We start from the raw sequence: 24,876 nt of genomic DNA, 5'->3' as shown, positions 1-24,876 counted from the left end.
CGTCCTCCTGCCTGTTGTTAGAGTTCAGAAGGAGTCTACGACAGGGCTCCTGACAGCATACTGTCAGGAGTGTTTGTGAGATGCAGACAAAAAAAATCCCGGCCAGCAGGCCGGGATTTCGATACTACATAAGACGCTTACGGCAGAATGGACGGCTGATCCGCCCCTTCTTTCTCGACTTTCTGCTGGATCAGATGCTCGCGCTTCATGCCCAGCTTCAGCGCCAGCGCGGACGCGACGTAGATAGACGAGGCCGTACCGATAGACACACCGATCAGCATGGTCAGCGAGAAGCCTTCCAGCACCGGGCCACCGAACAGGAACAGCATCAGGATCACCATCAGGGTGGTGCCGGAGGTGATCAACGTACGGTGCAGCGTCTGGGTCAACGACACGTTAAAGATTTCGTACGGCGTGCCGCGACGGATCTTACGGAAGTTTTCACGAATACGGTCAGATACCACGATACTGTCGTTCAGTGAGTAACCGATAACGGACATCAGGGATGCCACAATCGTCAGGTCAATCTCAATGTGGAAGAGGGACAGTATGCCCATGGTGATCACCACGTCGTGCGCCAGGGCGATAACCACGCCTGCCGCCAGTCGCCACTCAAAGCGGAAACCGACGTAAATCAGGATCGAGATCAGCGCCACAAGCAGCGCCATCGCACCGGTCTGCGCCAGGTCAGCACCAACGCTCGGGCCGACAAACTCAATACGCTTAACCGTTGCGTCCTGGCTGGTCGTTTCGTTAATAACCTGAACGACCTTGCTGCCCAACTCCTGGCTGCCGTTGGCATCGTGTACCGGCGGCATACGCACCATGATGTCGCGGCTGCTGCCGAAGTTCTGTAGCAGCGGCTCTTCAAAGCCCGCTTTTTGCAGAGACTCACGCATCTGGTCCATATCGACCGGTTTTTCCAGGGTAATTTCGATCACCGTACCACCGGTGAAATCCAGGCCCCAGTTAAAGCCTTTCACGCCCATAATGACGATGGACAAGATCAGCAGAAAACCTGAAATGCCGAAGGCCCAGTAGTCCCAGCGCATAAAGTCCCAGACTTTACGGCCGTGGTTCAATTGTTCAACAGTATATTCCTGTGCCACAACGCACTCCTCAGATAGACAGCTTTTTGACGCGCTTGCCGCCGTACAGCAGGTTCACGATGGCACGGGTGCCGACAATAGCGGTAAACATCGACGTTGCGACACCGATACCGGTAGTAATCGCAAAGCCTTTGATCGCGCCAGTACCCACTGCATACAGGATAAGAACCTTAATCAGTGTTGTTACGTTCGCATCGAAGATGGAGCTGAACGCCCCTTTGTAGCCTTCTTCAATCGCCTGCTGTACAGAACGACCGTTGCTCAGCTCTTCTTTGATACGTTCGTTTATCAGTACGTTGGCGTCGACCGCCACCGCAAGGGTTAGAACGATACCCGCGATACCTGGCATGGTTAGCGTCGCCCCTGGCAGCAGGGACATGATACCGATGATCAGCACCAGGTTGGCAATCAGCGCGGAGGTCGCAATCAGGCCGAACTTCTTATAGAAGAAGATCATGAAGATGATGGACACCGCCAGACCGGCCAGACACGCTTCCAGACCCTGTTTGATGTTCTGCATACCCAGGGTTGGACCGATGGTACGTTCTTCAACAATCTGAATTGGCGCAATCAGCGCACCGGCACGCAGCAGCAGAGAGAGCTGACGCGCTTCGTTCGGGTTGCTGATACCGGTAATACGGAAGCTGTTACCCAGACGAGACTGGATGTTGGCGATGTTAATCACCTCTTCCTCTTTCACCAGCACGGCACGGCCATTGGCGTCTTTCTTACCGCTGTCTTTGTACTCCACGAACAGGGTCGCCATCGGCTTGCCGATGTTGTCCTTGGTGAAGTTAGACATAATGTTGCCACCTGCGCTATCCAGCGAGATGTTAACCTGCGGCTGGTTGTACTCATCCTGGCTTGAAGTGGAGTCGGTGATATGGTCACCGGTCAGGATCACGCGTTTGTACAGCACAACCGGCTGGCCTTCGCGGGTCTGCTTCACTTCGGAATCGCCCGGCACACGGCCTGAAGCCGCAGCAGCCTGGTCAACGTTGGAGTTAACCAGACGGAACTCCAGGGTCGCCGTCGCGCCCAGAATCTCTTTCGCACGGGCGGTATCCTGGATACCCGGCAGTTCGACCACGATACGGTCAGCACCCTGACGCTGTACCAGTGGCTCAGCCACGCCCAGCTGGTTTACACGGTTACGCAGAATGTTAATGTTCTGCTGAACGGCGTATTCACGTGCTTCACTCAGACGCGCGTCGGTCATTACCGCACGCAGCTGATTGCTGCCCTGAGAGGTGATCACCAGATCGCGGTGACGCTGAGACAGATAGGTCACAGCCTGATCGCGTGCCGCGCTGTCGCGGAACGTGATGCTCATGCCGTAGTTATCTTCTTTACGTACGGTGGTGTACGGAATGCCCTTATCGCGCAGATCGCTGCGCAGGCTGTCGATGTTCTGTTCCTGTAGCTTGCCGAGCGCGGTATCCATATCCACTTCCATCAGGAAGTGAACGCCGCCACGCAGGTCAAGACCCAGTTTCATTGGCTCTGCGTTCAGCGCAGCCAGCCAGCGTGGGGTTGCAGGAGCAAGGTTAAGCGCCACGACATATTTATCACCCAGCACGCCCATCAGCGCTTCACGTGCGCGGAGCTGCGTGTCGGTGGTGTCGAAGCGAGCAAGAATTGCGCCCTCTTCCAGTGCCACAGACTTAGCGGTAATTTTTTCTTCTTGTAACGTTTTCTGGACCTGGATCAGCGTTTGCTCACTGGCGGCGACACCGCGCGCGCCAGTGATTTGAACGGCCGGATCCTCACCATACAGGTTGGGAAGCGCGTACAGCAGGCCGACGATAATCACGACGACCAGCATGATGTACTTCCACAAAGGATAACGGTTTAACACGGCAGTTCCCTTTGGGAAAAGTTGGGATTACAGCGCCTTCATGGTGCCTTTCGGCAGAACGGCAGCTACGAAGTCACGTTTGATAACCACTTCAGTGGTGTCGTTGAGGGCGATAGCAATGTAGCCGTTTTCCGCTACTTTGGTTACGCGACCCACCAGGCCACCATTGGTCAGGACTTCATCGCCCTTCGCGATGGAGTTCATCAGGTTTTTGTGCTCTTTAGTACGCTTCTGCTGTGGACGCAGGATCATGAAGTAGAAGATCAGACCGAACACAACCAGCATCAGAATCAGAGACATCGGGCTGCCCTGCGCTGGTGCACCCGTTGCTGCTACCGCATCAGAAATAAAAAAGCTCATTCAAATTCCCTCATTATTAAAATTAATCAACGTTCAACGGTGGAACATCCCGCCCCTGACGTTGGTAGAAATCGGTCACGAAGCTCTCTAATTTACCCTCTTCGATAGCCTTACGTAAACCAGCCATTAAGCGCTGATAATAACGAAGATTATGAATGGTATTGAGACGCGCCCCCAAAATCTCGTTGCAACGATCGAGATGATGCAGGTACGCGCGAGAATAATTGCGACAGGTATAGCAATCGCACTCGGAATCGAGCGGGCTGGTGTCACTCTTATGCTTCGCGTTACGGATTTTCACCACGCCATCGGTAACGAACAGATGACCGTTACGCGCGTTTCGGGTTGGCATAACGCAGTCGAACATATCAATGCCGCGACGTACGCCTTCCACCAGATCTTCTGGTTTACCCACACCCATCAGGTATCGTGGTTTATCCGCCGGGATTTGCGGGCAGACATGCTCCAGAATGCGGTGCATATCTTCCTTCGGCTCACCCACAGCCAAACCGCCGACAGCGTAGCCATCAAAGCCTATCTCTACCAGACCTTTAACCGAGATATCGCGTAAATCTTCGTAAACGCTACCCTGGATAATGCCGAACAGCGCATTTTTGTTTTGCAGGGAGTCAAAACGGTCGCGGCTACGCTTCGCCCAACGCAGGGACATCTCCATAGAACGCTTGGCGTAGTCCCAGTCCGCTGGGTATGGCGTACATTCGTCGAAGATCATTACGATATCGGAGCCGAGATCGTACTGAATCTCCATGGATTTTTCTGGATCGAGGAAGATTGGATCGCCGTTGATCGGGTTACGGAAGTGTACGCCCTGCTCAGTGATCTTACGGATATCGCCCAGGCTGAAGACCTGGAAACCGCCGGAGTCGGTGAGGATGGGGCCTTTCCACTGCATGAAGTCGTGCAGATCGCCGTGGAGCTTCATGATCTCCTGGCCTGGACGCAGCCACAGGTGGAAGGTGTTGCCGAGGATAATCTGTGCGCCAGTGGCTTCAACTTCTTCCGGCGTCATTCCTTTTACGGTGCCGTACGTGCCCACAGGCATAAACGCGGGGGTTTCTACCACGCCGCGATCAAACACCAGACGACCGCGACGCGCGCGACCATCGGTGGTATCGAGTTCAAATTTCATTTTTTCTCCGACGTCAGAAAAACAGTCCAACGTTGTAACACAGTGCCGCGGACTTATTCCCCGACACGCTCATTCAAAGCCTGCGGATTGTACGTGATAAACATCGCGTCACCGTAGCTAAAAAAGCGATATTTTTGTTCTACCGCAGACTTGTAGGCGTTCATCGTATGCTGATACCCCGCAAACGCGGAAACCAGCATAATCAGCGTCGATTCAGGCAGATGGAAGTTGGTCACCAGCGCATCAATGACTTTGTACTGATAGCCTGGGTAGATAAAAATCTGCGTATCGCCAAAGAACGGTTCAATCAGCTCGCTTTTCGCGGCCTGCGCAGCGCTCTCAAGGGAACGTACCGACGTTGTACCGACGGCCACGACGCGGCTTCCGCGCGCTTTCGCCGCCAGCACCGCATCCACCACCTCCTGCGGCACTTCGGCGTACTCAGAGTGCATGATGTGGTCTTCGATGCTGTCCACGCGTACCGGCTGGAAGGTCCCCGCGCCGACGTGCAGCGTCACGAAGGCCATCTCAACGCCTTTCGCGCGCAATTTTTCCAGCAGCGGTTCATCAAAGTGCAGGCCCGCGGTTGGCGCCGCAACCGCGCCAGGCTTCTGGCTGTAGACGGTCTGATACAGCTCGCGGTCGGCCTCTTCGTCCGGGCGCTCAATGTACGGCGGCAGCGGCATGTGGCCGATGGTGTTGAGGATATCAAGCACCGTGCGCTCGTCGTTGAACTCCACCTCGAACAGCGCATCGTGACGCGCGGTCATGGTCGCTTTGATGCTCTCGTCATCCCCCAGCAGCAGCTCCGCGCCCGGCTTCGGCGCTTTGGAGGCGCGAATATGTGCCAGAATACGTTTATCATCGAGCATACGTTCGACCAGCACCTCAATCTTGCCGCCGCTGGCTTTACGGCCAAACAGACGCGCCGGGATCACGCGGGTATTATTAAAGACCAGCAGATCGCCAGGGTTGAGCTTGTCGAGCAGATCGGTGAAAGTACCGTGCGTCAGCGCGCCCGTTGGCCCGTCCAGTGACAGCAAGCGACAGCTGCTACGCTCAGGCATGGGGTAGTGAGCAATCAGGGATTCAGGTAGTTCAAAGGAGAAATCGGCGACGCGCATGACGTATACTCGTGACTTAAAAACAGGCGGCATAGTCTAGTGCTCACACCCTTTTGCTGCAACAACTAGCCGCCACCGGACAACGAAAACGCATGAATTTTCTCGCTCACCTGCATCTCGCTCACCTCGCGGACAGCTCCCTCTCCGGCAATTTGCTGGCCGATTTTGTACGCGGCAACCCGGCGGAAGCGTATTCCCCTGAGGTTGTCGACGGGATTTTTATGCACCGCCGCATCGACGTGCTGACCGATAACCTGCCGGAAGTGACGGAAGCCAAAACCTGGTTCCGCCCCGAAACGCGACGGGTGGCGCCGATCACGCTCGACGTCATGTGGGATCATTTCCTGTCGCGCCACTGGCCGCAGCTGTCGCCTGATATGTCGCTGCCTGAGTTTGTGCGCTACGCCCACGCGCAGGTGTCGATCATTTTGCCGGACTCCCCGCCGCGCTTTGTGAATCTGAATAACTATCTCTGGTCTGAACGCTGGCTGGAGCGATACCGCGAGATGGATTTCATTCAGAACGTCCTGAACGGCATGGCGAGCCGTCGACCGCGTCTGGACGCGCTGCGCGACTCATGGCATGACCTGGATGAACATTATGATGCGCTGGAAATCCGCTTCTGGCAGTTCTACCCGCGTATGATGACGCAGGCGAAAAATAAAGAACTGTGATGCCGGTTCGATTGATAGGTAAAAGCTGGTGGAACGATTGTTACCACCTCTTTGTCTTATTCCCGTACTGCCTCTATACTGGCCCGCGTTGCGTTCCAAATAACCTTAGTATCTACAGGAGAATCATATGGTTCTGGTAACTCGTCCGGCTCCGGATTTTACAGCTGCCGCCGTTCTGGGCAATGGTGAAATCGTTGAAAACTTCAACTTTAAACAGCATACCAACGGTAAAGCGACCGTTCTGTTCTTCTGGCCTATGGACTTCACTTTCGTTTGCCCGTCTGAACTGATCGCGTTCGACAAACGTTACGAAGAATTCCAGAAGCGTGGCGTGGAAGTGGTTGGCGTCTCCTTCGACTCTGAATTTGTACACAACGCATGGCGTAACACCCCTGTCGAAAACGGCGGCATCGGTGCGGTGAAATACGCGATGGTTGCGGACATCAAACGCGAAATCCAGCAGGCTTACGGTATCGAACATCCGGACGCTGGCGTTGCACTGCGTGGTTCTTTCCTGATCGATGCAAACGGCATCGTTCGTCACCAGGTTGTGAACGATCTGCCGCTGGGTCGTAACATCGACGAAATGCTGCGCATGGTTGACGCGCTCCAGTTCCACGAAGAGCACGGTGAAGTGTGCCCGGCGCAGTGGGAAAAAGGTAAAGAAGGTATGGCGGCTTCCCCAGACGGCGTAGCTAAATACCTGTCTGAGAACGTATCCAGCCTGTAATCGGCACGGTTTACGAAAAACCCGCGAATACGCGGGTTTTTTTATGGCTTATGCTGCGCCGTCTTTTTTTACCTCGCGCCAGATGCGCCATGCCATACCCGCAAGCACCATCACCCCCGCAATCAGTACGCCCCAGACCATCAGCGTTTTCATTCTGCTTTCCTGCTCAGCCGCAGACGTCGCGGTTAAACGCGCCTCGCCCCCCAGCGGGACAGGTTCCAGCGTATCCGCCATCGGCAAGGCTGCCAGATCGTAGGTTTTACGCAGTTCGGTCGGGATCAGCATATCCGTCTCCACGCTCGCCGGTTTCGCAGCCCCGTTCCCCCACGCGAGCAGGTACGGCCCCTTCCCCTGCGCGTTAAACACCAGATCGTAGCGCACGCGCTGCCCTATCACGCCCGGCAGGTTCTCAGGCAAACGCGCATTGAGGGTCTTGATTTTTACCGCCTCGACCAGCCCGCCAGGGAGCGGAACAGGTTCAGCCGTTTTGCCGCCGAGCTGGTAGATCACCTCTTTTTTCAGCGTATGCCATCGATCCTTGTCCGCCCCCCACCAGGCTATTTCTGCCGGGAGAACGCCGTCGTCATTCAGCATGAAGGCGATCGCACTCAGAGGCTGCGGATGTTTCCAGCGCCACACGGCTTCACTTTCGGATAACCGCTCCCCCTCTCCCGCCAGGCTAATGTGCTCTGATTCCGGCTGCGCAGGCGCGTTAATCGCGTTGACGCCGGTTAACGTCAGGGCAGAACGACCCGTGTTCAGCACCAGCAGCAGATAGCGATTCGCCTCAGGTGATAACACCAGATCGGTATCGATGCGGTCGAGCTTCAGGCGCTCCCGTCCACTCATCACGTCCAGCAGGGGCATCTCTTCGCGCAAGGTATACCAGTTTTTCAGATCCTCGCTGTAATAGACCGATGCCGTCCCCTGCCACGAGCCCTGCGGCGTGTCCCAGAAAAGCTGGAGCTGAGAGAGCGGAACCTCCGTCGCGTTTTCCGGCAGGGTCAGCAGATAATGCTGTCCGGCAGCCGCAGCGTGTTGCCCTTCCAGCACAATTTCCACGCCGTTTCTGGCCCGTAGCATAATTTTATCGCCGCTGTCCTCTTCCCCGCCCGGCGAGGCGTTAAGCGCAAAAACGCGCAGCGCCGTGGTGGTCGGTGCCGGCTGCGGACGCGTCGTAGTAACCAGGCTGAACGGTACAGGCTCGCCCGACTGATTAAACACGCGCACGTCGCGCAGATCGGGCGATGTGCTCTGCTGATAAATCGCCAGCGGCAGCATGACCCGATACCACGGCGAAGATGCAGAGGTATCAAGGGACAGGCCGTAGGCATAATCCCGCGGGGATTCCGCTGGCGCGCCCTCGCTGAATGCCGGACCGGCCATGGCCAGCAGTGCTGCACAAACAACCGCATTCATCCATTTCATTTTTCTTCTCCTGCTTTAGGCGGTAGCGGCGAGAAATAGCCCACAATCAGGACCAGGATCGCCACGCCAATAAACGCGACGGCGCGCGCCAGGCCGCCACCGCCCGCGCTGTCCACCAGCATCAGTTTGAGCATCACCACCCCCAGCAGCGCCGCACCGCCAAGCCACTGCTGACGGGAGGCCTGACGGGTGGCGCGGATCATCACCACCAGCGCGCAGAACATCCAGAACAGGGCAAAGGTGGTCTGAATAAGCCGCGAATGCCACAGCGATTCCATGTTCCAGGCCACCTCGCCGTACCACGCCAGCGCACGCAGCAACGCGCCGTTGAGCCACCAGAAGCCAAGCGCCATCAGCACAACGGCGGGCCAAGGTCGGGACTGCGCAAGCGATGCCGGATAGTAGCGATCCACTGCCCGATAAAATACTACCAGCCCCAGCAGCGCGAACGCCGCCCCTTCCTCAAGCGGGTTCACCAGCGGCAGCCAGGTCTGTCGATAGACCACACCGTCCTGGAAATTGGTCACGACCAGCAATACCACCAGCGCCACAACCACAGGGATCGCGGCAAGGCAGGCGTAGAGCGCAGGCCATACCCGGAAAGGCCATCCGCGACGCCGTACGGCCGCGGAGAGCGCCATAATCACCCCACCGCCGACAGCCATCGCAATGCCGCTTCCCCAGGCCGCCATGCCCCATGGCAGGGAGCGGGCAAACCAGTAAAGCTCGGCGGCAAGGGCGAGTAAAATCATCCACAACAGCGACAGATGCAGCCCCATTGAGATGCGCGGCAGAAGTTTATCTTCGTCGCGCCGCAGCAGCATCAGGGCGGCAGGCAGCGCGATAGCCCAGGCCAGATTTGCCCAGCCGGCCGCCAGAATCTGCTGGTGCGAGACCTGATACAGCACCATCAGCAGCATCACCGGCCACAGCAGCCATTTGCTGGCATCCAGCTCCCACCATGCCAGACGAGCGGCAGCCTGCCGCCATCCCCAGGCCGACGCCGCCGTCAGCGCCAGCACGCCTGCCAGAAGCGATAACTCCTGCTTCAGGAACAACTGCGACGCGCCCAGCAACGCCACTAACCAGAACAGCAACCCACCGGCCAGCAATGCCCAGCTGCCCGGCAGCGCGATTTTCTGCCACAGCCAGGCCGCAGCCAGCCAGCAAAGACTGAGCACTGCGAAAATAAGCAGGAGGCTCAGCGAAGTGACGCCGTCCATTTGCGCCCATATCGCGCTGCCGAGCGCCAGCACCAGCAACGCCGTCCCGCTATAGCTCATGCGCCGCTGCTGCTGTTGCACGCCCAACCAAAGAATACCCAGCCCTTCCAGCGCCCAGGCCATCGCCGTCCAGCGCGCTGAAAGCGCCAGCGGAATGGCAAGCGTGGCAAACCCGCCGCCGATCGCCAGCGCCGCCATAACCAGCGGTCGTCCGATGGAGGGGTAACGCCGCAGCGCGAGAAACGCCAGCGAGAGGTAAAACGCACCATAGCCCAGCGCGCTTAGCGCCGGGCCGTACGTCCAGTGAGACGTCATGCCATACTGCATCCCAAAACCAATCAGCGGCGGAGCAAACAGCAGTACGCCGTCAATAATCTGTTTGCCTTTTTCCTGCGCCCGCAGCGACAGCGCCACGCTAAACACGCCAAAAATAAGCGTATTGGCAATCAGGAACAGCTGACAAATAACATAGTCTTCCGGCTGGTAGTCGCTCAGTCCCCACACCCCGCCAACGCCAAACGTGAAGAGCAGCCCGAGCAGGTTGAGCTCGCGCCAGTGCTGCCAGATGCTGATGACGAGAATGCCGATGGACAGCAGGAGATAGAAGGAGAATAGCGCCACAAAGCTACCGCCCCCGGTAGACAGGAGCAGCGGCGCAAGATATCCGCCGAGGCTCGCCAGCATGGCAAGGCTCAGCGCCTTTTGCAACACGGCCAGCCCGACGCTCGCCGCGCAAATCACCACCAGCAGCGTAAACGCCAGCGTCATCGGCAGCATCTGCCACAGCCGGAATGCGCCAAAGACGGTCAGATAAAGCACGCCGGTCGCTCCGCCCTGGAGGATCAGCGCGTAGATCCGCTGCCTGTGCCGCAGCCGCCATCCAACGGCCAGCAGAACCATGGCAAACAGCGCCGTGGCGGCAAGACGCAGCTCAAGCGGAAACAGTGAATGTTCAACGGTATAGCGCAGCAGGAAAGAGAGGCCGAGGAAGAGCAGTACAATCCCCAGTTTTGCCAGCGGATTGCCCTGCATAAACCAGCGCGTCAGCGAGGACAGGATGCCGCCAAAGGCGGAAGGACGTTTTGCCGCCGGTACAGGCACAGGCTCTGCTTCAGTGACGGGCGGTTCGGGACGCCAGGGATCGACAGGTGCGTTAACGGCCTCTGACACCGGCGCTGGCGTCTTCACCGGCGCGGCGGTCTGCACCTGCTCCGGTGCTTTCTCAGCCACACTACGCTGCTCGAGCGCCTCAATGCGCTGGCGAAGCCGGGCGATCTCCTGCCGCGCCGCCGTGCTTCGGTTAAAGCCTATCACCGCGAGCACGGGTGCCACGACCAGCGCAAAAACCAGGAACAAACAGCCAAGGATGTAAAGCTCGTCCATGTTTCCACCTTCACCGTAAACGATCCGTTAAGATTGACACAAATCGTTGCATTTGCGCCATCTTAAAAGGTGAAAACCATTCTGCCTGCGCTTAGCTGCCGAACCAGACCGCAGCGGAGATCGCTGGCAGCGTGAGCACGCTCCCCTGGAACGTCGCTTTACCCTCTTTGCTCTTCCACATTTTACCAGCCAGCAGCGGTGAATCTTCCAGCACGACTTCACACGCCTCGCCCCGGTTGATCGCCACCAGCACGCGCTGCTGGTTATAGACGCGGACAAACACCACCACGTTATCGTGGGCGTACATCACCTGACAGCCCCCGTATCGCAGGGCCTGGCTCTGCTTGCGCAGCGTCGCCATGCGCTGGTAGAGGCTGAACAGATCCTGATCCTGCTTTTCAGGCTCCCACGGGAAGGTTTTACGGCAGAACGGATCGTTGTTGCCGTCCAGCCCGACTTCATCGCCATAGTAGATGCAGGGTACGCCCGGCCAGGTAAAGAGCCAGGTCACCGCCAGCGGCAGACGCGCCACATCCTTACCCAGCAACGATTTAAAGCGTGCGGTATCGTGGCTGTCGAGCTGGTTAAACATCCGCAGCTGCTGCTGATGCGACAGACCAGCGCGATAGTTTTCCATCCACGCCATGCAGGTTTCGGCGTCAATATGCTGCGGATCGTAAGAGATATCGGTGTTAGCGAGGAAACCCCACAGCGGGAAGGTGAAGCCGCGATAGTTCATCGCCGCGTCTTCTGCATCAGCCTGCAACCACTGACGCGCGTCGCCAAAGTGCTCCCCGAAGACGAATGCTTCCGACCGGGCCGCTTTTGCCGACCGGGTAATGGCGGCGACATGCTGAAGGTTATTCCGCGCCCCGCCTGCTTCACCCAGCATATGCACCACGTCCAGCCGCCAGCCGTCCATGTTCCACGGCGCTTTCAGCCAGTGGCGCACGATGCTGTCGTCGCCGCCGTAGATCTCATTCACCAGCGATGGCGACTGGAAATCGAGCTTCGGCAGGCTCGGGTAGCCCAGCCAGTCCAGGGCGCGGCCATTCTCGTCAAAACTGTACCAGTCACGCTGCGGTGAGTCCGGATTATGGCATGCGCCGCCCATCGACTGATTGTGACGGTCAAACCACGCATGAGAATCACCGCTGTGATTGAACACGCCATCAAGGATCAGGCGCATACCCTCTTTTTGCGTGTTGTGCCGCAGCCGCAGCAGCGCTTCGTCACCGCCAAACTGCTCGTCAACGTGGCGGTAGTCCTGCGTATCGTATTTGTGCACGCTTGGCGCTTTAAACACCGGGTTCAGGTACAGCGCCGTCACGCCGAGCTTTTTCAGGTACGGCAGTTTTTCGCTGATACCGTCGAGATCGCCGCCGTAAAAGGTCGATCCCCCCGCCTGGGCGGTCAGCGGCTCGTCCCATTTTTTCAGAATGATGTCGTGACCGACCGCATGATGGTAATAAACCTTGTCCTGATCGACGGTGCGCTTTTCACTGCGCGCAAAGCGGTCCGGGAAAATCTGGTAAAAGACCTGATCGTTAACCCACTGCGGGCCGTTATCCGGGTGATCCACGGCAAACTGCTCCAGCCTGGCCGGAGGGAAACGGCTGAAACCCTGCGGGGTAAACCACAGCTGGCGGTTGTTCCACAGCAGCTTGAAGCCGTAGCGGCGACGCGGTTGCCCGCTGCGCAAATCGATATTTGCCCGCCACGCCGTGACGCCCGGCTGCGGCTGGCTGCGCACTTTGTGCATTTTCAGCGACGTTTCTTCGTTATCCACTTCGGCGCGCAGGGTCACACGTTCAGGCTGATTGTCCCCTGCCAGCCAGAGCGTAATCACAAGGTTGTCTTTGTTTTGCTTAACAAATGGGGCAACCGGAAGGTGCCAGGCGTTTAACATCACGAATCCCCTTTGATGAAATTGACGTCACCTTGCCACAGGGTGATTAAGGATAGCTCACCATGATGGGATTTATTGGGGGAGGAGGACGGGGGAGGAGGCATCAGTGCAGCCTGATGCCCTCACCCTAACCCTCTCCCACAGGGAGAGGGGAAAAGAATGTTACTGTGCTTCCGCCAGCTGACGATCGCGGCGACATTTAAACATCCAGCCCACCAGCAGCAGGACGATCCACGCGAAGCCCACGTACAGGGAAATACGGGTATCCGGGTGATAACCAATCAGGCCAATGATGAAGACCAGGAAGATCAGACCGACAATGGTCGTTGGCACGCCGCCCGGCACTTTAAACTTCAGCGCTTTGGCCTCTTCTGGCGACAGGCGGCGACGGAACGCAATCTGCGACAGCAGGATCATGATCCATACCCACACGGTGGCGAAGGTCGCCAGTGACGCAATCACCAGGAAGACGTTCTCCGGCATGATGTAGTTCAGGTAGACCGAGAACAGCAGCGCCACGGTCATGACCAGCACCGTTACCCACGGGGTGCCGCGACGCGACGTTTTGGCAAACACCTTCGGCGCACTGCCCTGCTCCGCCATGCCGTGCAGCATACGGCCCACGCCGAACACGTCACTGTTGATGGCCGACAGCGAGGCGGTCAGCACCACAAAGTTGAGAATGCTGGCGGCAAACGCAATGCCCATATGCTGGAAAGTCAGGACAAACGGGCTGCCGTTGGTGCCCACCTGGTTCCACGGGTAGATGGACATAATCACAAACAGCGTGCCCACGTAGAACACCAGGATACGCATCGGCACCGAGTTGATGGCGCGCGGAATAGACTTCTCCGGATCTTTCGCTTCCCCGGCGGTGATGCCGATAATCTCGATTCCGCCATAGGCGAACATGACCATCTGGAGCGACATGACCATCCCGAGCCAGCCGTTGCTAAAGAAGCCGCCGTTGCTCCACAGGTTATGGATGCCGGTTGGCTGCCCACCGTTGCCGATACCCCAGATGATGATGCCGAAACCGGCGAGGATCATGATGATAATGGTCGCGACCTTGAAGAAGGAGAACCAGAACTCCAGCTCGCCAAACACCTTCACGCTCATCAGGTTAACGGCGCAGATAATCAGCACCACGCTCAGCACCCAGATCCAGTGCGGCACGGCAGGGAACCAGACCCCCATATAGATGCCAAACGCCGTCACATCGGCAATGGCGACAATCAGGATTTCAAAGCAATAAGTCCAGCCGGTGATAAACCCGGCCAGCGGGCCTAAGTTCTCTTGTGCATAGCGTGAAAACGAGCTGGCAGACGGGTTGTGAACTGACATCTCCCCCAGCGCACGCATGATGATATAGGCCGCGGCACCGCCGATGATGTAGGCCAGCAGAACGCTTGGACCGGCCATTTTGATGGCATCTGCCGAGCCATAAAAAAGACCGGTGCCGATAGCCGAGCCCAGCGCCATAAAGCGGATGTGGCGGGTGCTCAATCCACGTTTAAGTTTGTTAGTGCTTTCCATTAAAATCTTGCCATTCAACACGAAAAAAACAAAAAACCACGGGGCCTTAAGCCCCGTGGTTAAACAATTTGTTGCCGTTGATTAATGGGCGTTGGATGTCACCTGACGCCCGGCCGCACGGTCCCAGATAATCGCAAGAACCAGCGCTACAACGGAAGGCATCAGCCAGGCCAGGCCCTGCTCGGACAGCGGCAGACGCTGTGTCCAGGCTGGCAGGATTTCTGCAAATGCTGATGCTTTGATCCCGTCAAGGATACCAAAAATCAGGCTGATAAACATGGCCGGCGCAATAATTCGCGTCGAGTTATGCCACCACGGGCGGGTGAAGCTCAGCACCACCAGCACGATACATGGCGGATAGATAGCCGTCAGCACCGGAATTGACACCTGGATCAGGTGGCTCAGACCGAGGTTTGAAACCGCCATGGAGAAGATGCCGAGGATAAACACCAGCGTGCGGTAAGAGAGCGGCAGATACTGAGCGAAGAACTCCGCGCAGGCGCAGGTCAGACCCACCGCCGTCACCAGACAGGCCAGGAAAATCAGCGCCGCCAGCAGCATACTGCCTGCACCACCAAAGGTGTGCTGCACGTAAGCATGCAGGATCGCCGCGCCGTTTGCGCTCTGATCGACCAGCGTTGCGCTATCTGAACCCAGACGGAACAGCGCCAGATACAGCAGCGTCAGGCCGACACCGGCCATCAGGCCAGCCCAGATAGTGTAACGAGTCAGCAGGCGCGCTTCGGTCACCCCACGGGAACGCGCGGCGTTAACGATAACGATACCAAACACCATCGCGCCAAGCGTATCCATCGTCAGATAGCCGTTCACGAAACCGTTTGAGAACGCCGCGTTCTGGTAGGCGTCCATCGCGGAGCTGATGGGCCCCGCAGGCCAGACAATGGCCGCAACCGCCAGCACAATCAGCGCCACAATTTTCAGTGGTGCCAGGAAGTTACCCACGGTATCCAGCAGTTTGCCCGGATAGAGAGAAACCAGAATCACGATGGCGAAGTAAATGAGGCTGTAAATAAACAGTGGCATCGCGCCGTCACCGGTCAGCGGGGCGATACCCACTTCAAAGGAGACGGTCGCCGTGCGCGGGGTCGCGAACAGCGGGCCAACGGCCAGATAGCAGACGGTTGCCAGCAGAACGCCAGCCACTTTGCCAATCGGGGTGCTGAGGCTGTCCACACCGCCACCGACTTTCGCCAGCGCGATAACGGTCAGTACCGGCAGGCCCACGGCAGTAAGCAGGAAGCCAAACGCAGCCGTCCAGACGTGTTCACCCGCCTGTAAGCCAACCATTGGAGGAAAAATGATATTACCTGCGCCAACGAACAGCGCAAATGTCATAAAGCCCAGCGCGATAATGTCACGCGATTTCAAGTGATGGGTCATAAAACCTTACTGCCTGTGGATGTGGTGTTGAATACGTTGAGATTTTCGCCATCCCTGATGGGACGATACAGCGGAAAATTTGCTCAATTTCAGCGGGATATGCTCCCGTCCTGGCGTGGCGAAGAATAGTTTTTCGATTTACCACGCAAATACAGTCGGTCTGACAGTATATGGGGGGCAATTTAAACGCTTATAACGTTTAAAGGCAAGAAGGGATCGTAAAACCAGAACAATATGCCAGCATGAAAATCCAGACCAACATAATATGCCATGTATAAGAAAAACTCATGGCTAATCATGCGAACAAAAAAGCACCAGCCGTATAATATTCATCCGCGTTTCGCTTGACTGCAAAGCAAACGGGCCAGCAATCGCTGGCCCGTGGAAAGGTAGCCTGACACACACGCTGTCAGACGCTTTTTTTGGCAATTAATCGTTCCGGAATCACGAAGCTAAAGCGCGTGCCCTTACCGAGGGTGCTTTCGATATTGAGCCGGCTTTCGTGGTGGCTGACGGCATGCTTCACAATTGCCAGCCCCAGTCCGCTTCCGCCGGTCTGCCGCGAGCGCGCCTTATCCACCCGGTAGAACCGTTCGGTGAGACGCGGGAGGTGTTCAGGCCCAATCCCCGGCCCGTTGTCCTCGACGCTAAACTCAGCGCCCGCCGGGGTATGCTGCCAGCGCACCGCGATATGCGTCCCTTTCGGGGTGTGATTCACGGCGTTATAGACCAGGTTTGAGATAGCGCTTCGCAGCTCATCTTCACTGCCGAGCACTTTCAGCGTGTTATCAACGTCAAAACTCAGGGTGTGCTGATTATGACTCAGCGTTTGGGCTTCGCGCTCCACCACCCGCAACATCATCGGCACATCAATGATGTCATTTAGCGCCAGCGACGGGGCAGCCTCAATTTTTGAAAGCGTCAGCAGCTGTTTGACCAGCCCTTCCATGCGGAACGTCTGCTCCCTCATGGTATGCAGCGCTTTCTCACGCGGCGCCCCCTCAAGCGTTTGCTCCTGCATCATCTCCAGGTAGCCCTGAAGCACCGTCAACGGCGTACGCAGCTCGTGGCTGACGTTGGCAAAGAAGTTACGTCTCGCGCCCTCAAGCTGGTGCATCTGGGTAACGTCCCTCGCCACCATCAGCCACTGCCGATCGCTGTAGGGCATCACGCGGATCTCCAGATGGCGACCGTTATTGAGCTTCAGATTGTGCGGGCGCGAAAAATCCCGCTTTTTCAGATACAGCGTGAACTCGGGATAGCGCAGAAGGTTGAGGATGTTCTGACCGTTATCATCCGGCCAGCGCAGGCCCAACAGCTGTTGCGCGAGGCCATTACACCAGAAGATGGTCCCTTCTTCCGTCGTCAGGATCACCGCGTCCGGCAGCGACTCCGCACCGCTACGAAAGCGTTTGATCAGGCTTCCCAGCTCACGACGGCGCTTTTTATTACGCATCTGCATCTGGTGCAGGCCGTAGAGTAGCGGTTCCCAGCTCCCGCTTCCCGGCGGAGGTGTCATACTTCTGTCGACCCACAGCCACCAGGAAAGACGCAGTAAATTCCAGAAATGCCAGACGAGCAATCCCGTCACGGCCACCAGTAAAAACCACGGCAGATAGCCAAAGATAGCCCCCAGAATGAGGGCCGGAATACAGCATAAGATCAGTTCAAAGACGAGCCTTTTCCATGACAGACGTTCCAGCACGCGTCACACTCCTGTCATTGTTCAGAAACGGGTCGAGAAGCGATAACCCGTGCCGCGGACCGTCTGTACCATGCGATCGTGGCCGCTCAGTTCCAGTGCTTTACGCAGGCGGCGAATATGGACGTCAACCGTTCGGTCTTCGACATAGACGTTAGTTCCCCAGACGTTATTCAGCAACTGTTCGCGGCTGTAAACGCGCTCCGGGTGGGTCATAAAGAAGTGCAGGAGTTTAAATTCGGTCGGTCCCATATCGAGGGGATTTTCACCGGTCATGACCCGGTGCGAGGTAGGATCCAGGCTCAGACCCTGCATCTCAATCACCTCTTCCACCGCCATCGGTGAAATACGGCGCATCACGGCTTTGATACGCGCCACCAGCTCTTTCGGGGAGAACGGTTTGGTGATGTAATCGTCCGCGCCGGTTTCCAGACCGCGCACGCGATCCTCTTCCTCGCCGCGCGCCGTCAGCATCACCACCGGGATATCACGGGTCATCGCCTCGCGTTTGATATGCTTGATAAACTGCAATCCGGAACCGCCAGGCAGCATCCAGTCCAGCAGGATCAGATCGGGCCAGGGTTCATTCAGCTGGTTCACCGCGCTGTCATAATCTTCCGCTTCAACCGGCTGGAAGCCATTTTGTTCAAGCACGAAGCACACCATTTCACGGATCGGAGCTTCATCTTCTACGACCAGAATACGTCTCGCCATACTTTGCCCTGTCTTATCGTATTTAAGTTACAAGTCTGTAATGCGGCGTCATTATGCGTCAGATTTATGACAGATTTATGAAAAACATTACCACTATAAATGGCAAACTGTTGTTTTATTACAGCGGTTATTTTCCGTTCCACGAAAGTTTATAATCCTGCTTTCTTATTATTGCCACGGATCTTTTATGCGCATACTTCACACCTCAGACTGGCACCTGGGTCAAAATTTTTACAGCAAAAGCCGCGCCGCGGAACATGAAGCGTTCCTGAACTGGCTGCTGGAGACGGCTCAGGCTCACGAGGTGGACGCGATTATTGTGGCGGGCGACATTTTTGATACCGGATCGCCGCCGAGCTATGCGCGTGAGCTATACAACCGTTTTGTGGTCAACCTCCAGCAAACCGGTTGTCACCTGGTGATTGTCGCCGGAAATCATGACTCGGTGGCGACGCTGAATGAATCCCGCGATATTCTGGCGTTCCTCAATACCACCGTGGTGGCCAGCGCCGGGCACGCGCCGCAGATCCTGAAAAAACGCGACGGCACGCCGGGCGCGGTGCTGTGCCCAATCCCGTTTTTACGCCCGCGAGATATCGTGCAAAGCCAGGCGGGTCTGTCCGGCAGCGAAAAACAGCAGCATCTGTTGCAGGCCATCACCCGCTATTATCACCAGCAGCATACGGAAGCCTGCGCCCTGCGCGGCGATCAGGCCATTCCGATCATTGCCACCGGACACCTCACCACCGTCGGAGCCAGTAAGAGTGATGCGGTGCGCGAGATCTATATCGGTACGCTGGACGCGTTTCCGGCGCAAAACTTCCCCCCCGCCGACTACATTGCCCTCGGGCATATTCACCGGGCGCAGATCATCGGCGGCTGCGAGCATATCCGCTACTGCGGCTCGCCCATTTCGCTCAGTTTTGACGAAACGGGCAAAGCCAAATCCGTCCATCTGGTGAGCTTCACCGAAGGCAAACTTAGCGCCGTTGAGACGCTCGAGGTGCCGGTCACCCAGCCGCTGGCGGTGCTGAAAGGCGATCTGGCCGCCATTACCGCTCAGCTTGAGCAGTGGCGCGACGCAGCGCTTAATCCCCCCGTCTGGCTCGATATCGAAATCACCACCGACGACTACCTGTACGATATGCAGCGTAAAATTCAGACGCTGACGGAAGACCTTCCCGTGGAAGTACTGCTGGTACGCCGCAGCCGCGAGCAGCGCGAGAAAATACTGCTCAACGCCCAGCGTGAAACGCTTAGCGAACTTCGGGTTGAAGAGGTGTTCGCGCGGCGGCTTGCGCATGAAGAGGTGGACGAGGCCAGACGCACCAGGCTTAACGAGCTGTTTGCCCAGACCCTGCACTCCCTCCATGACGAGGACGAAAACGCATGAAAATTCTGAGCCTGCGTCTGAAAAATCTGAATTCGCTAAAGGGTGAGTGGAAAATTGATTTCACCGCGGAGCCGTTCGCCAGCAACGGGCTGTTTGCCATCACCGGCGCAACCGGCGCGGGTAAAACCACGCTGCTGGATGCCATCTGCCTGGCGCTGTACCACGAAACGCCGCGTCTTAATAAGGTCTCTCAAGCGCAAAACGACCTGATGACGCGCGATACCGCCGAATGCCTGGCGGAAGTGGAATTTGAGGTCAAAGGCGTTGCTTATCGCGCTTTCTGGAGCCAGAACCGCGCCCGCAACCAGCCGGACGGGAACTTACAGGCACCGCGCGTAGAGCTGGCCCGCTGCGAAGACGGCAAAATTCTGGCCGACAAAGTCACGGATAAGCTGGAACAAACCGCCGCACTCACCGGGCTGGACTATGGTCGCTTTACCCGCTCGATGTTGCTCTCGCAGGGGCAGTTTGCCGCCTTCCTGAATGCTAAACCGAGCGATCGCGCTGAGCTGCTGGAGGAACTGACCGGCACGGAAATTTACGGCCAGATTTCCGCCATGGTTTTTGAAAAACACAAAGCGGCACGTAACGCGCTGGAGATGTGCGAAGCGCAGGCCGCAGGGGTTGTGCTGTTGAGCGAGGAACAGCAGCAGCACTTGCAGCAAAGTTTGCAGGCACTTACTGACGAAGAGAAAATCCTGCTGGCACAGCAGCAGAGCCAACAGAAAGATTTTCAGTGGCTTACGCGTAACGACGAACTGATACGTGAGCAGCAGCGCGCAGCCGCTTCGCAGCAGCAGGCGCAACAGGCTCTGACGGACGCCGCGCCGCAACTGGCTAAGCTCCAGCTGGCGCAGCCCGCCGCCCAGCTACGTCCTCTATGGCAGCACCAGCAGGAGCAGACCGCCCGCCTGTCGCAAACCGCAGAGCGAATTGTCGAAGTAAATACTCGCTTACTCGACAGAGCGGCACAGCGCGCGCGTATCCGCAACGGTGCGCAGCGCAACCGTGAACAGTTGCAGACAGAGCACACGGCGCTGACGCAGTGGCTAACCGAACACGATCGTTTCCGTCAGTGGGGACAGGAAATTGCCGGCTGGCGGGCGCATTTTACGCAGCTGAATCGCGATAAAAATCAGCTTGTTGCCCAGGCAGCGCGCATGGCTGAGCTTCGTCAGAAGCTGGCTGAGCTGCCGGAGAGTACGCTGACGCTGACGGCTGAGGATCTCGCGACGGCAATGGAGCAACAGGCACAATCGCGGGCGCTCCGCCAGCGTCTGACTGCACTTCACGCTCGCTATCAGCCGCTGCAAAAACGACTGCGCCAGAATGCGGAAAGCGTGCAGAAAGCGCAGGCTGAGCAGGGTAAGCTCAATGAAACGCTGATCCTGCGGCGTCAGCAGTTCAAAGAAAAAAATCAGCACTATGCCGACCTGAAAGCGCTCTGTGAGCGTGAGGCGACAATCAAGGATCTTGAGAATTATCGTGCTCAGCTGGAAGCGGGTAAGCCTTGCCCGCTCTGCGGTTCACGCGAACACCCGGCAGTTGTGCAGTATCAGGCGCTTGAACTGACTGACAATCAGCGCCGCCGCGACGCGCTGGAGAAAGAGGTTGCCGCGCTAAAAGAGGAAGGATTGCTGGTGCTCGGGCAGGTGAATGCGCTGACCCAACAGATCCAGCGCGAGACTGAGGAAGCACAGGCTCTCTCTCAGGAAGAACAAGCACTCACTAAAGAGTGGCTGGAGGTCTGCACCTCCCTGAACATAGCGCTGAATATTCAGGATGATATAGCACTCTGGATGAGCGCACAGGAGCAGTATGAACGCCAGCTGTATCAGCTCAGCCAGCGTCTGACGCTGCAAAACCAGCTCATTGAACAGGAAGGTCAGGCGCGCCAGTACCAGCAGCAGCTGACGGCGACGCGTCAGGCGCTGGCGGCCTCGCTAGAGTCGCTGTCGCTTAGCGTGCCCGATGAAGGGGCCGAAAGCGCCTGGCTGAGCGCGCGCGAAAGCGAATATACCCTGTGGCAGGAAAAACAGGCCCAGCACGGTACGATTCAGGAACGTATTAACGCCCTGATGCCAATCCTGGAGACGCTGCCGGTTACCGATGATACAGAAGCCGACGCGGTTATACCTGAGAAGTGGCGCGGCATCCACGACGAATGCGTGTCGCTGCAAAGCCAGCTCACCACCCTCCAGCAGCAGGAGACGCTTGAGCGTGAACGGCTCCAGCAATCACAGGCTCAGTTCAACGCCGCGCTGACCGCGAGCTGCTTTGCCGATCGGGAGGCATTTCTCTCCGCCCTGCTGGATGAAGCGTCGATCCGCCAGCTTGAACAGCAAAAGCAGACGCTGGAAAACCAGCTCCAGCAGACCACGGCGCTTTCGGTGCAGGCAAGCCAGCAGCTTCAGGCGCATCAGGCACAGCGCCCCGAGGGGCTGGAAACCGATGCCGCAACGCTTCAGGCGCAGTTACATCAGCTGGCGCAACAGCTTCGGGACAACACCACGCATCAGGGGGAGATCCGCCAGCAGCTCAAACAGGACGCCGATAACCGTCTGCACCAGCAGGCGCTTATGCAGCAGATTGAGGAGGCGGCGCGTCAGGCCGACGACTGGGGCTATCTCAATGCGCTGATAGGCTCCAGCACCGGCGATAAATTCCGTAAATTCGCCCAGGGGCTAACGCTGGATAATCTGGTGTGGCTTGCCAACCAGCAGCTCAACCGTCTGCATGGCCGCTATCTGCTTCAGCGTAAAGCCAGCGACGCGCTGGAGCTGGAAGTGGTCGATACCTGGCAGGCCGATGCGATACGCGATACCCGTACCCTTTCCGGCGGGGAGAGTTTCCTGGTCAGTCTGGCGCTGGCTTTAGCGCTTTCCGATCTGGTCAGTCACAAAACGCGCATTGATTCGCTGTTCCTGGATGAAGGGTTCGGCACGCTCGACAGTGAAACGCTGGACACCGCGCTGGATGCGCTCGACGCACTGAACGCCACCGGGAAAACCATCGGCGTGATCAGCCACGTTGAGGCGATGAAAGAGCGTATTCCGGTGCAGATCAAGGTGAAGAAGATCAACGGGCTGGGGTATAGCAGGCTGGACAGGGAGTTTGCGGTGAATTGAATGGGGGACGGTGCGGTCTGATGCCCTCACCCTGGCCCTCTCCCTGTGGGAGAGGGTACAAACATCATAAACGGCAACGCAAGTTGCCGTTTTGCGTTTATTCCGGCCACAGCCACGCCGCGCCTCGCACGCCGCTGGAGTCACCGTGGACGGCTTTGCGGATCGGCGTTTCGCACTCGCCGCCAAATACCCACTGTTTCACCAGCGTTGGCACCGTGGCGTAAAGTCGGTCGACGTTGCTCATGCCGCCGCCCAGCACAATCACGTCCGGATCGAGGATATTGATCACATGCGCCAGTGACTTAGCCAGCCGCATTTCGTAGCGGCTGAGCGCCAGTTCAGCCACCGGATCCTGCTCCTCAACCAGACGCATAATCTCGTTACCTTTCAGCGGCTGGCCGCTCAGACGATGATAATCGGTGGCAAACCCCGTACCGGAGATAAAGGTCTCTATACAGCCCTGCTTGCCACAGTAGCACGGCAATTCGGCGCGGTATTTGAGTTCATCTTCATCCATCCACGGCAGCGGGTTGTGCCCCCACTCGCCCGCGGTGCCGTTGCCGCCAATATGCGAGCGCCCTCCGAAGGCCACGCCCGCCCCGCAGCCGGTGCCGATAATTACGGCAAATACGGTCTGCGCGCCAGCCGCTGCGCCATCCACGGCCTCAGACACCGCCAGGCAGTTTGCGTCATTCGCCAGACGCACTTCCCGGTTCAGGCGTTGGCTTAAGTCCTTATCAAACGGCTGACCGTTGAGCCAGGTGGAGTTGGCGTTTTTCACCACGCCGGTATACGGCGAAATGGAGCCAGGGATCCCCATCCCGACTGTGCCCGTCTCGCCCGTTGCCTGCTCTGCCATATCGACCAGGCGGGCAATCGTCTCTATGGTCTGGTGATAATCATCGCGCGGCGTAGGCAGACGGTGGCGAAACAGTTGCTCCCCCTGCTCGCTCAACGCAATGACTTCTGTTTTGGTGCCGCCCAAATCAATCCCAATACGCACAAGACACTCCTCATTATTTTGATTATCAACAGAGTAGAAGCCTGCTTCCCGATTAGCAATGCAAGCGATGCGACAATTCGTTATCATGCCCGCTGATTTAACGACAAGGCCGTGGAAATTATCATGCTGTGGTTCAAAAATTTGATGGTTTACCGTCTCAGCCGCGACGTTTCGCTGCGTGCAGAAGAGATGGAAAAACAGTTAGCCGCTTACTCCTTTACCCCTTGCGGTAGCCAGGATATGGCAAAAACCGGCTGGGTTCCGCCAATGGGTTCTCAAAGCGATGCGCTGACCCACGCCAGCAGCACGGGGCAAATCATCGTTTGCGCCCGCAAAGAAGAGAAGATCCTGCCGACGCCCGTGGTTAAGCAGGCACTCGAAGCGAAGATCTTCAAGCTGGAAGCTGAACAGGGCCGTAAGCTTAAAAAAACCGAAAAAGATTCGCTGAAGGATGAAGTGCTGCACTCGCTGCTGCCGCGCGCCTTTAGCCGCTTTAGCCAGACCATGATGTGGATCGACACCGTTAACGGGCTGATTATGGTGGACTGCGCCAGCGCCAAAAAAGCCGAAGATACGCTGGCGCTGCTGCGTAAGAGCCTTGGCTCATTACCGGTGGTACCGCTGGCGCTGGAAACGCCGATTGAGCTGACCCTGACCGAGTGGGTGCGCAGCGGGACTGCCGCGCAGGGCTTCCAGATCCTTGATGAAGCAGAGCTGAAAGCGTTGCTGGAAGATGGCGGCGTGATCCGCGCGAAGAAACAGGAACTGGTGAGCGACGAAATCGCCGTGCACATTGAAGCGGGCAAAGTGGTGACCAAACTGGCTCTCGACTGGCAGCAGCGCATTCAGTTTGTGATGTGTGATGATGGATCCGTGAAGCGCCTGAAATTCTGCGATGAACTGCGCGATCAGAACGAAGATATCGACCGCGAAGATTATGCTCAGCGCTTTGACGCAGACTTTATCCTGATGACCGGCGAGCTGGCGGCGCTAATTCAGAACCTGGTGGAAGGTCTCGGCGGCGAAGCGCAGCGCTGACAGGCAAAACGTA

Annotated in this window: 18 protein-coding genes; 5 read left to right on the top strand and 13 right to left on the bottom strand. The window is 57.4% G+C overall.

The window, feature by feature from the left end:
* Positions 1-137: 137 nt before the first annotated feature.
* From secF to queA, 5 genes are read right to left on the bottom strand one after another with little or no spacing between them, the layout of a single operon-like run.
* The gene (gene secF / locus RY075_RS05355) at positions 138-1,109 is read right to left on the bottom strand and encodes a protein translocase subunit SecF (RefSeq protein WP_003859105.1); all 972 of its coding nucleotides are present in this window, start codon (positions 1,107-1,109) and stop codon (positions 138-140) included.
* A gap of 10 nt (positions 1,110-1,119) precedes the next feature.
* Positions 1,120-2,967 carry a protein translocase subunit SecD gene (gene secD / locus RY075_RS05350; RefSeq protein ID WP_003859106.1) on the bottom strand — a complete coding sequence of 616 codons (1,848 nt, stop codon included), beginning with the start codon at positions 2,965-2,967 and terminating at the stop codon, positions 1,120-1,122.
* Positions 2,968-2,994: 27 nt separating this feature from the next.
* Entirely contained in the window at positions 2,995-3,327 is a 333-nt protein-coding gene (yajC, locus tag RY075_RS05345; protein WP_003859109.1) for a preprotein translocase subunit YajC, read from the bottom strand.
* Between the two features lie 22 nt (positions 3,328-3,349).
* Positions 3,350-4,477, bottom strand: a complete 1,128-nt coding sequence (gene tgt, locus RY075_RS05340; protein ID WP_003859110.1) for a tRNA guanosine(34) transglycosylase Tgt — start codon at positions 4,475-4,477, stop codon at positions 3,350-3,352.
* 53 nt (positions 4,478-4,530) lie between these two features.
* Positions 4,531-5,601 carry a tRNA preQ1(34) S-adenosylmethionine ribosyltransferase-isomerase QueA gene (gene queA / locus RY075_RS05335; RefSeq protein ID WP_109948420.1) on the bottom strand — a complete coding sequence of 357 codons (1,071 nt, stop codon included), beginning with the start codon at positions 5,599-5,601 and terminating at the stop codon, positions 4,531-4,533.
* A 92-nt stretch (positions 5,602-5,693) separates the two neighbouring features.
* Between queA and acpH the strand changes: the two genes are divergently transcribed.
* Together acpH and RY075_RS05325 are read left to right on the top strand one after the other, a co-directional pair.
* Positions 5,694-6,275: an ACP phosphodiesterase gene (acpH, locus tag RY075_RS05330; protein ID WP_109948418.1), complete on the top strand. Its 582-nt coding sequence runs from the start codon at positions 5,694-5,696 to the stop codon at positions 6,273-6,275.
* A gap of 127 nt (positions 6,276-6,402) precedes the next feature.
* On the top strand, positions 6,403-7,005 hold the full coding sequence (locus tag RY075_RS05325) for a peroxiredoxin C (protein WP_003859113.1): 603 nt from the start codon (positions 6,403-6,405) through the stop codon (positions 7,003-7,005).
* Positions 7,006-7,053: 48 nt separating this feature from the next.
* On the opposite strand, the gene RY075_RS05320 is transcribed toward RY075_RS05325, so the two are convergent.
* From RY075_RS05320 to phoB, 7 genes are all read right to left on the bottom strand, one after another.
* Entirely contained in the window at positions 7,054-8,433 is a 1,380-nt protein-coding gene (locus tag RY075_RS05320) for a DUF3999 family protein (RefSeq protein WP_109948416.1), read from the bottom strand.
* The gene (locus RY075_RS05315) at positions 8,430-11,039 is read right to left on the bottom strand and encodes a DUF2339 domain-containing protein (protein ID WP_048241312.1); all 2,610 of its coding nucleotides are present in this window, start codon (positions 11,037-11,039) and stop codon (positions 8,430-8,432) included. Before RY075_RS05315 ends, RY075_RS05320 begins: the two co-directional genes overlap by 4 nt.
* 91 nt (positions 11,040-11,130) lie before the next feature.
* A complete protein-coding gene (gene malZ, locus RY075_RS05310) occupies positions 11,131-12,948 on the bottom strand; it encodes a maltodextrin glucosidase (protein ID WP_023315506.1) in 1,818 nt (605 codons plus the stop codon).
* Between the two features lie 162 nt (positions 12,949-13,110).
* Entirely contained in the window at positions 13,111-14,484 is a 1,374-nt protein-coding gene (proY, locus tag RY075_RS05305) for a proline-specific permease ProY (protein ID WP_003859117.1), read from the bottom strand.
* An 81-nt stretch (positions 14,485-14,565) separates the two neighbouring features.
* On the bottom strand, positions 14,566-15,885 hold the full coding sequence (brnQ, locus tag RY075_RS05300; protein ID WP_003859118.1) for a branched-chain amino acid transporter carrier protein BrnQ: 1,320 nt from the start codon (positions 15,883-15,885) through the stop codon (positions 14,566-14,568).
* Positions 15,886-16,294: 409 nt separating this feature from the next.
* Positions 16,295-17,590 (bottom strand): phosphate regulon sensor histidine kinase PhoR, encoded by a 1,296-nt coding sequence (phoR, locus tag RY075_RS05295; RefSeq protein WP_302378259.1) that lies wholly within the window; start codon positions 17,588-17,590, stop codon positions 16,295-16,297.
* A gap of 21 nt (positions 17,591-17,611) precedes the next feature.
* Positions 17,612-18,301, bottom strand: coding sequence for a phosphate response regulator transcription factor PhoB (gene phoB / locus RY075_RS05290; protein ID WP_003859122.1), 690 nt, complete (start codon positions 18,299-18,301; stop codon positions 17,612-17,614).
* A 187-nt stretch (positions 18,302-18,488) separates the two neighbouring features.
* Here phoB and sbcD point away from each other — a divergent pair, with 187 nt between their 5' ends.
* Complete coding sequence (gene sbcD, locus RY075_RS05285; protein WP_059294126.1) at positions 18,489-19,694, top strand: exonuclease subunit SbcD; 1,206 nt, start codon at positions 18,489-18,491, stop codon at positions 19,692-19,694.
* Positions 19,691-22,822: an exonuclease subunit SbcC gene (sbcC, locus tag RY075_RS05280; protein ID WP_129318904.1), complete on the top strand. Its 3,132-nt coding sequence runs from the start codon at positions 19,691-19,693 to the stop codon at positions 22,820-22,822. The genes sbcD and sbcC overlap by 4 nt, the downstream gene beginning before the upstream one ends.
* A 97-nt stretch (positions 22,823-22,919) precedes the next feature.
* Here the strand turns inward: sbcC and mak are convergent, their stop codons facing one another.
* A complete protein-coding gene (gene mak, locus RY075_RS05275) occupies positions 22,920-23,825 on the bottom strand; it encodes a fructokinase (RefSeq protein ID WP_325773907.1) in 906 nt (301 codons plus the stop codon).
* 123 nt (positions 23,826-23,948) lie between these two features.
* On the opposite strand from mak, the gene rdgC reads away from it, so the two are divergent.
* The gene (rdgC, locus tag RY075_RS05270; RefSeq protein WP_003859129.1) at positions 23,949-24,863 is read left to right on the top strand and encodes a recombination-associated protein RdgC; all 915 of its coding nucleotides are present in this window, start codon (positions 23,949-23,951) and stop codon (positions 24,861-24,863) included.
* Positions 24,864-24,876 lie beyond the last annotated feature (13 nt).

Origin of the sequence: Enterobacter sp. JJBC, from assembly GCF_036936505.1 — a bacterium.
In the GTDB taxonomy this organism is placed as follows: domain Bacteria; phylum Pseudomonadota; class Gammaproteobacteria; order Enterobacterales; family Enterobacteriaceae; genus Enterobacter; species Enterobacter hormaechei_C.
This window is presented reverse-complemented; position numbering and strand designations above follow the sequence as displayed.

Excerpts from the sequence above, each read along its gene's own strand:
- tgt (WP_003859110.1), bottom strand. The coding sequence starts at position 4,477 with ATGAAATTTGAACTCGATACCACCGATGGTCGCGCGCGTCGCGGTCGT.
- phoB (WP_003859122.1), bottom strand. The coding sequence starts at position 18,301 with ATGGCGAGACGTATTCTGGTCGTAGAAGATGAAGCTCCGATCCGTGAA.
- acpH (WP_109948418.1), top strand. The coding sequence starts at position 5,694 with ATGAATTTTCTCGCTCACCTGCATCTCGCTCACCTCGCGGACAGCTCC.
- brnQ (WP_003859118.1), bottom strand. The coding sequence starts at position 15,885 with ATGACCCATCACTTGAAATCGCGTGACATTATCGCGCTGGGCTTTATG.
- queA (WP_109948420.1), bottom strand. The coding sequence starts at position 5,601 with ATGCGCGTCGCCGATTTCTCCTTTGAACTACCTGAATCCCTGATTGCT.
- RY075_RS05315 (WP_048241312.1), bottom strand. The coding sequence starts at position 11,039 with ATGGACGAGCTTTACATCCTTGGCTGTTTGTTCCTGGTTTTTGCGCTG.
- sbcD (WP_059294126.1), top strand. The coding sequence starts at position 18,489 with ATGCGCATACTTCACACCTCAGACTGGCACCTGGGTCAAAATTTTTAC.
- sbcC (WP_129318904.1), top strand. The coding sequence starts at position 19,691 with ATGAAAATTCTGAGCCTGCGTCTGAAAAATCTGAATTCGCTAAAGGGT.
- proY (WP_003859117.1), bottom strand. The coding sequence starts at position 14,484 with ATGGAAAGCACTAACAAACTTAAACGTGGATTGAGCACCCGCCACATC.
- malZ (WP_023315506.1), bottom strand. The coding sequence starts at position 12,948 with ATGTTAAACGCCTGGCACCTTCCGGTTGCCCCATTTGTTAAGCAAAAC.
- RY075_RS05325 (WP_003859113.1), top strand. The coding sequence starts at position 6,403 with ATGGTTCTGGTAACTCGTCCGGCTCCGGATTTTACAGCTGCCGCCGTT.
- rdgC (WP_003859129.1), top strand. The coding sequence starts at position 23,949 with ATGCTGTGGTTCAAAAATTTGATGGTTTACCGTCTCAGCCGCGACGTT.
- yajC (WP_003859109.1), bottom strand. The coding sequence starts at position 3,327 with ATGAGCTTTTTTATTTCTGATGCGGTAGCAGCAACGGGTGCACCAGCG.
- RY075_RS05320 (WP_109948416.1), bottom strand. The coding sequence starts at position 8,433 with ATGAAATGGATGAATGCGGTTGTTTGTGCAGCACTGCTGGCCATGGCC.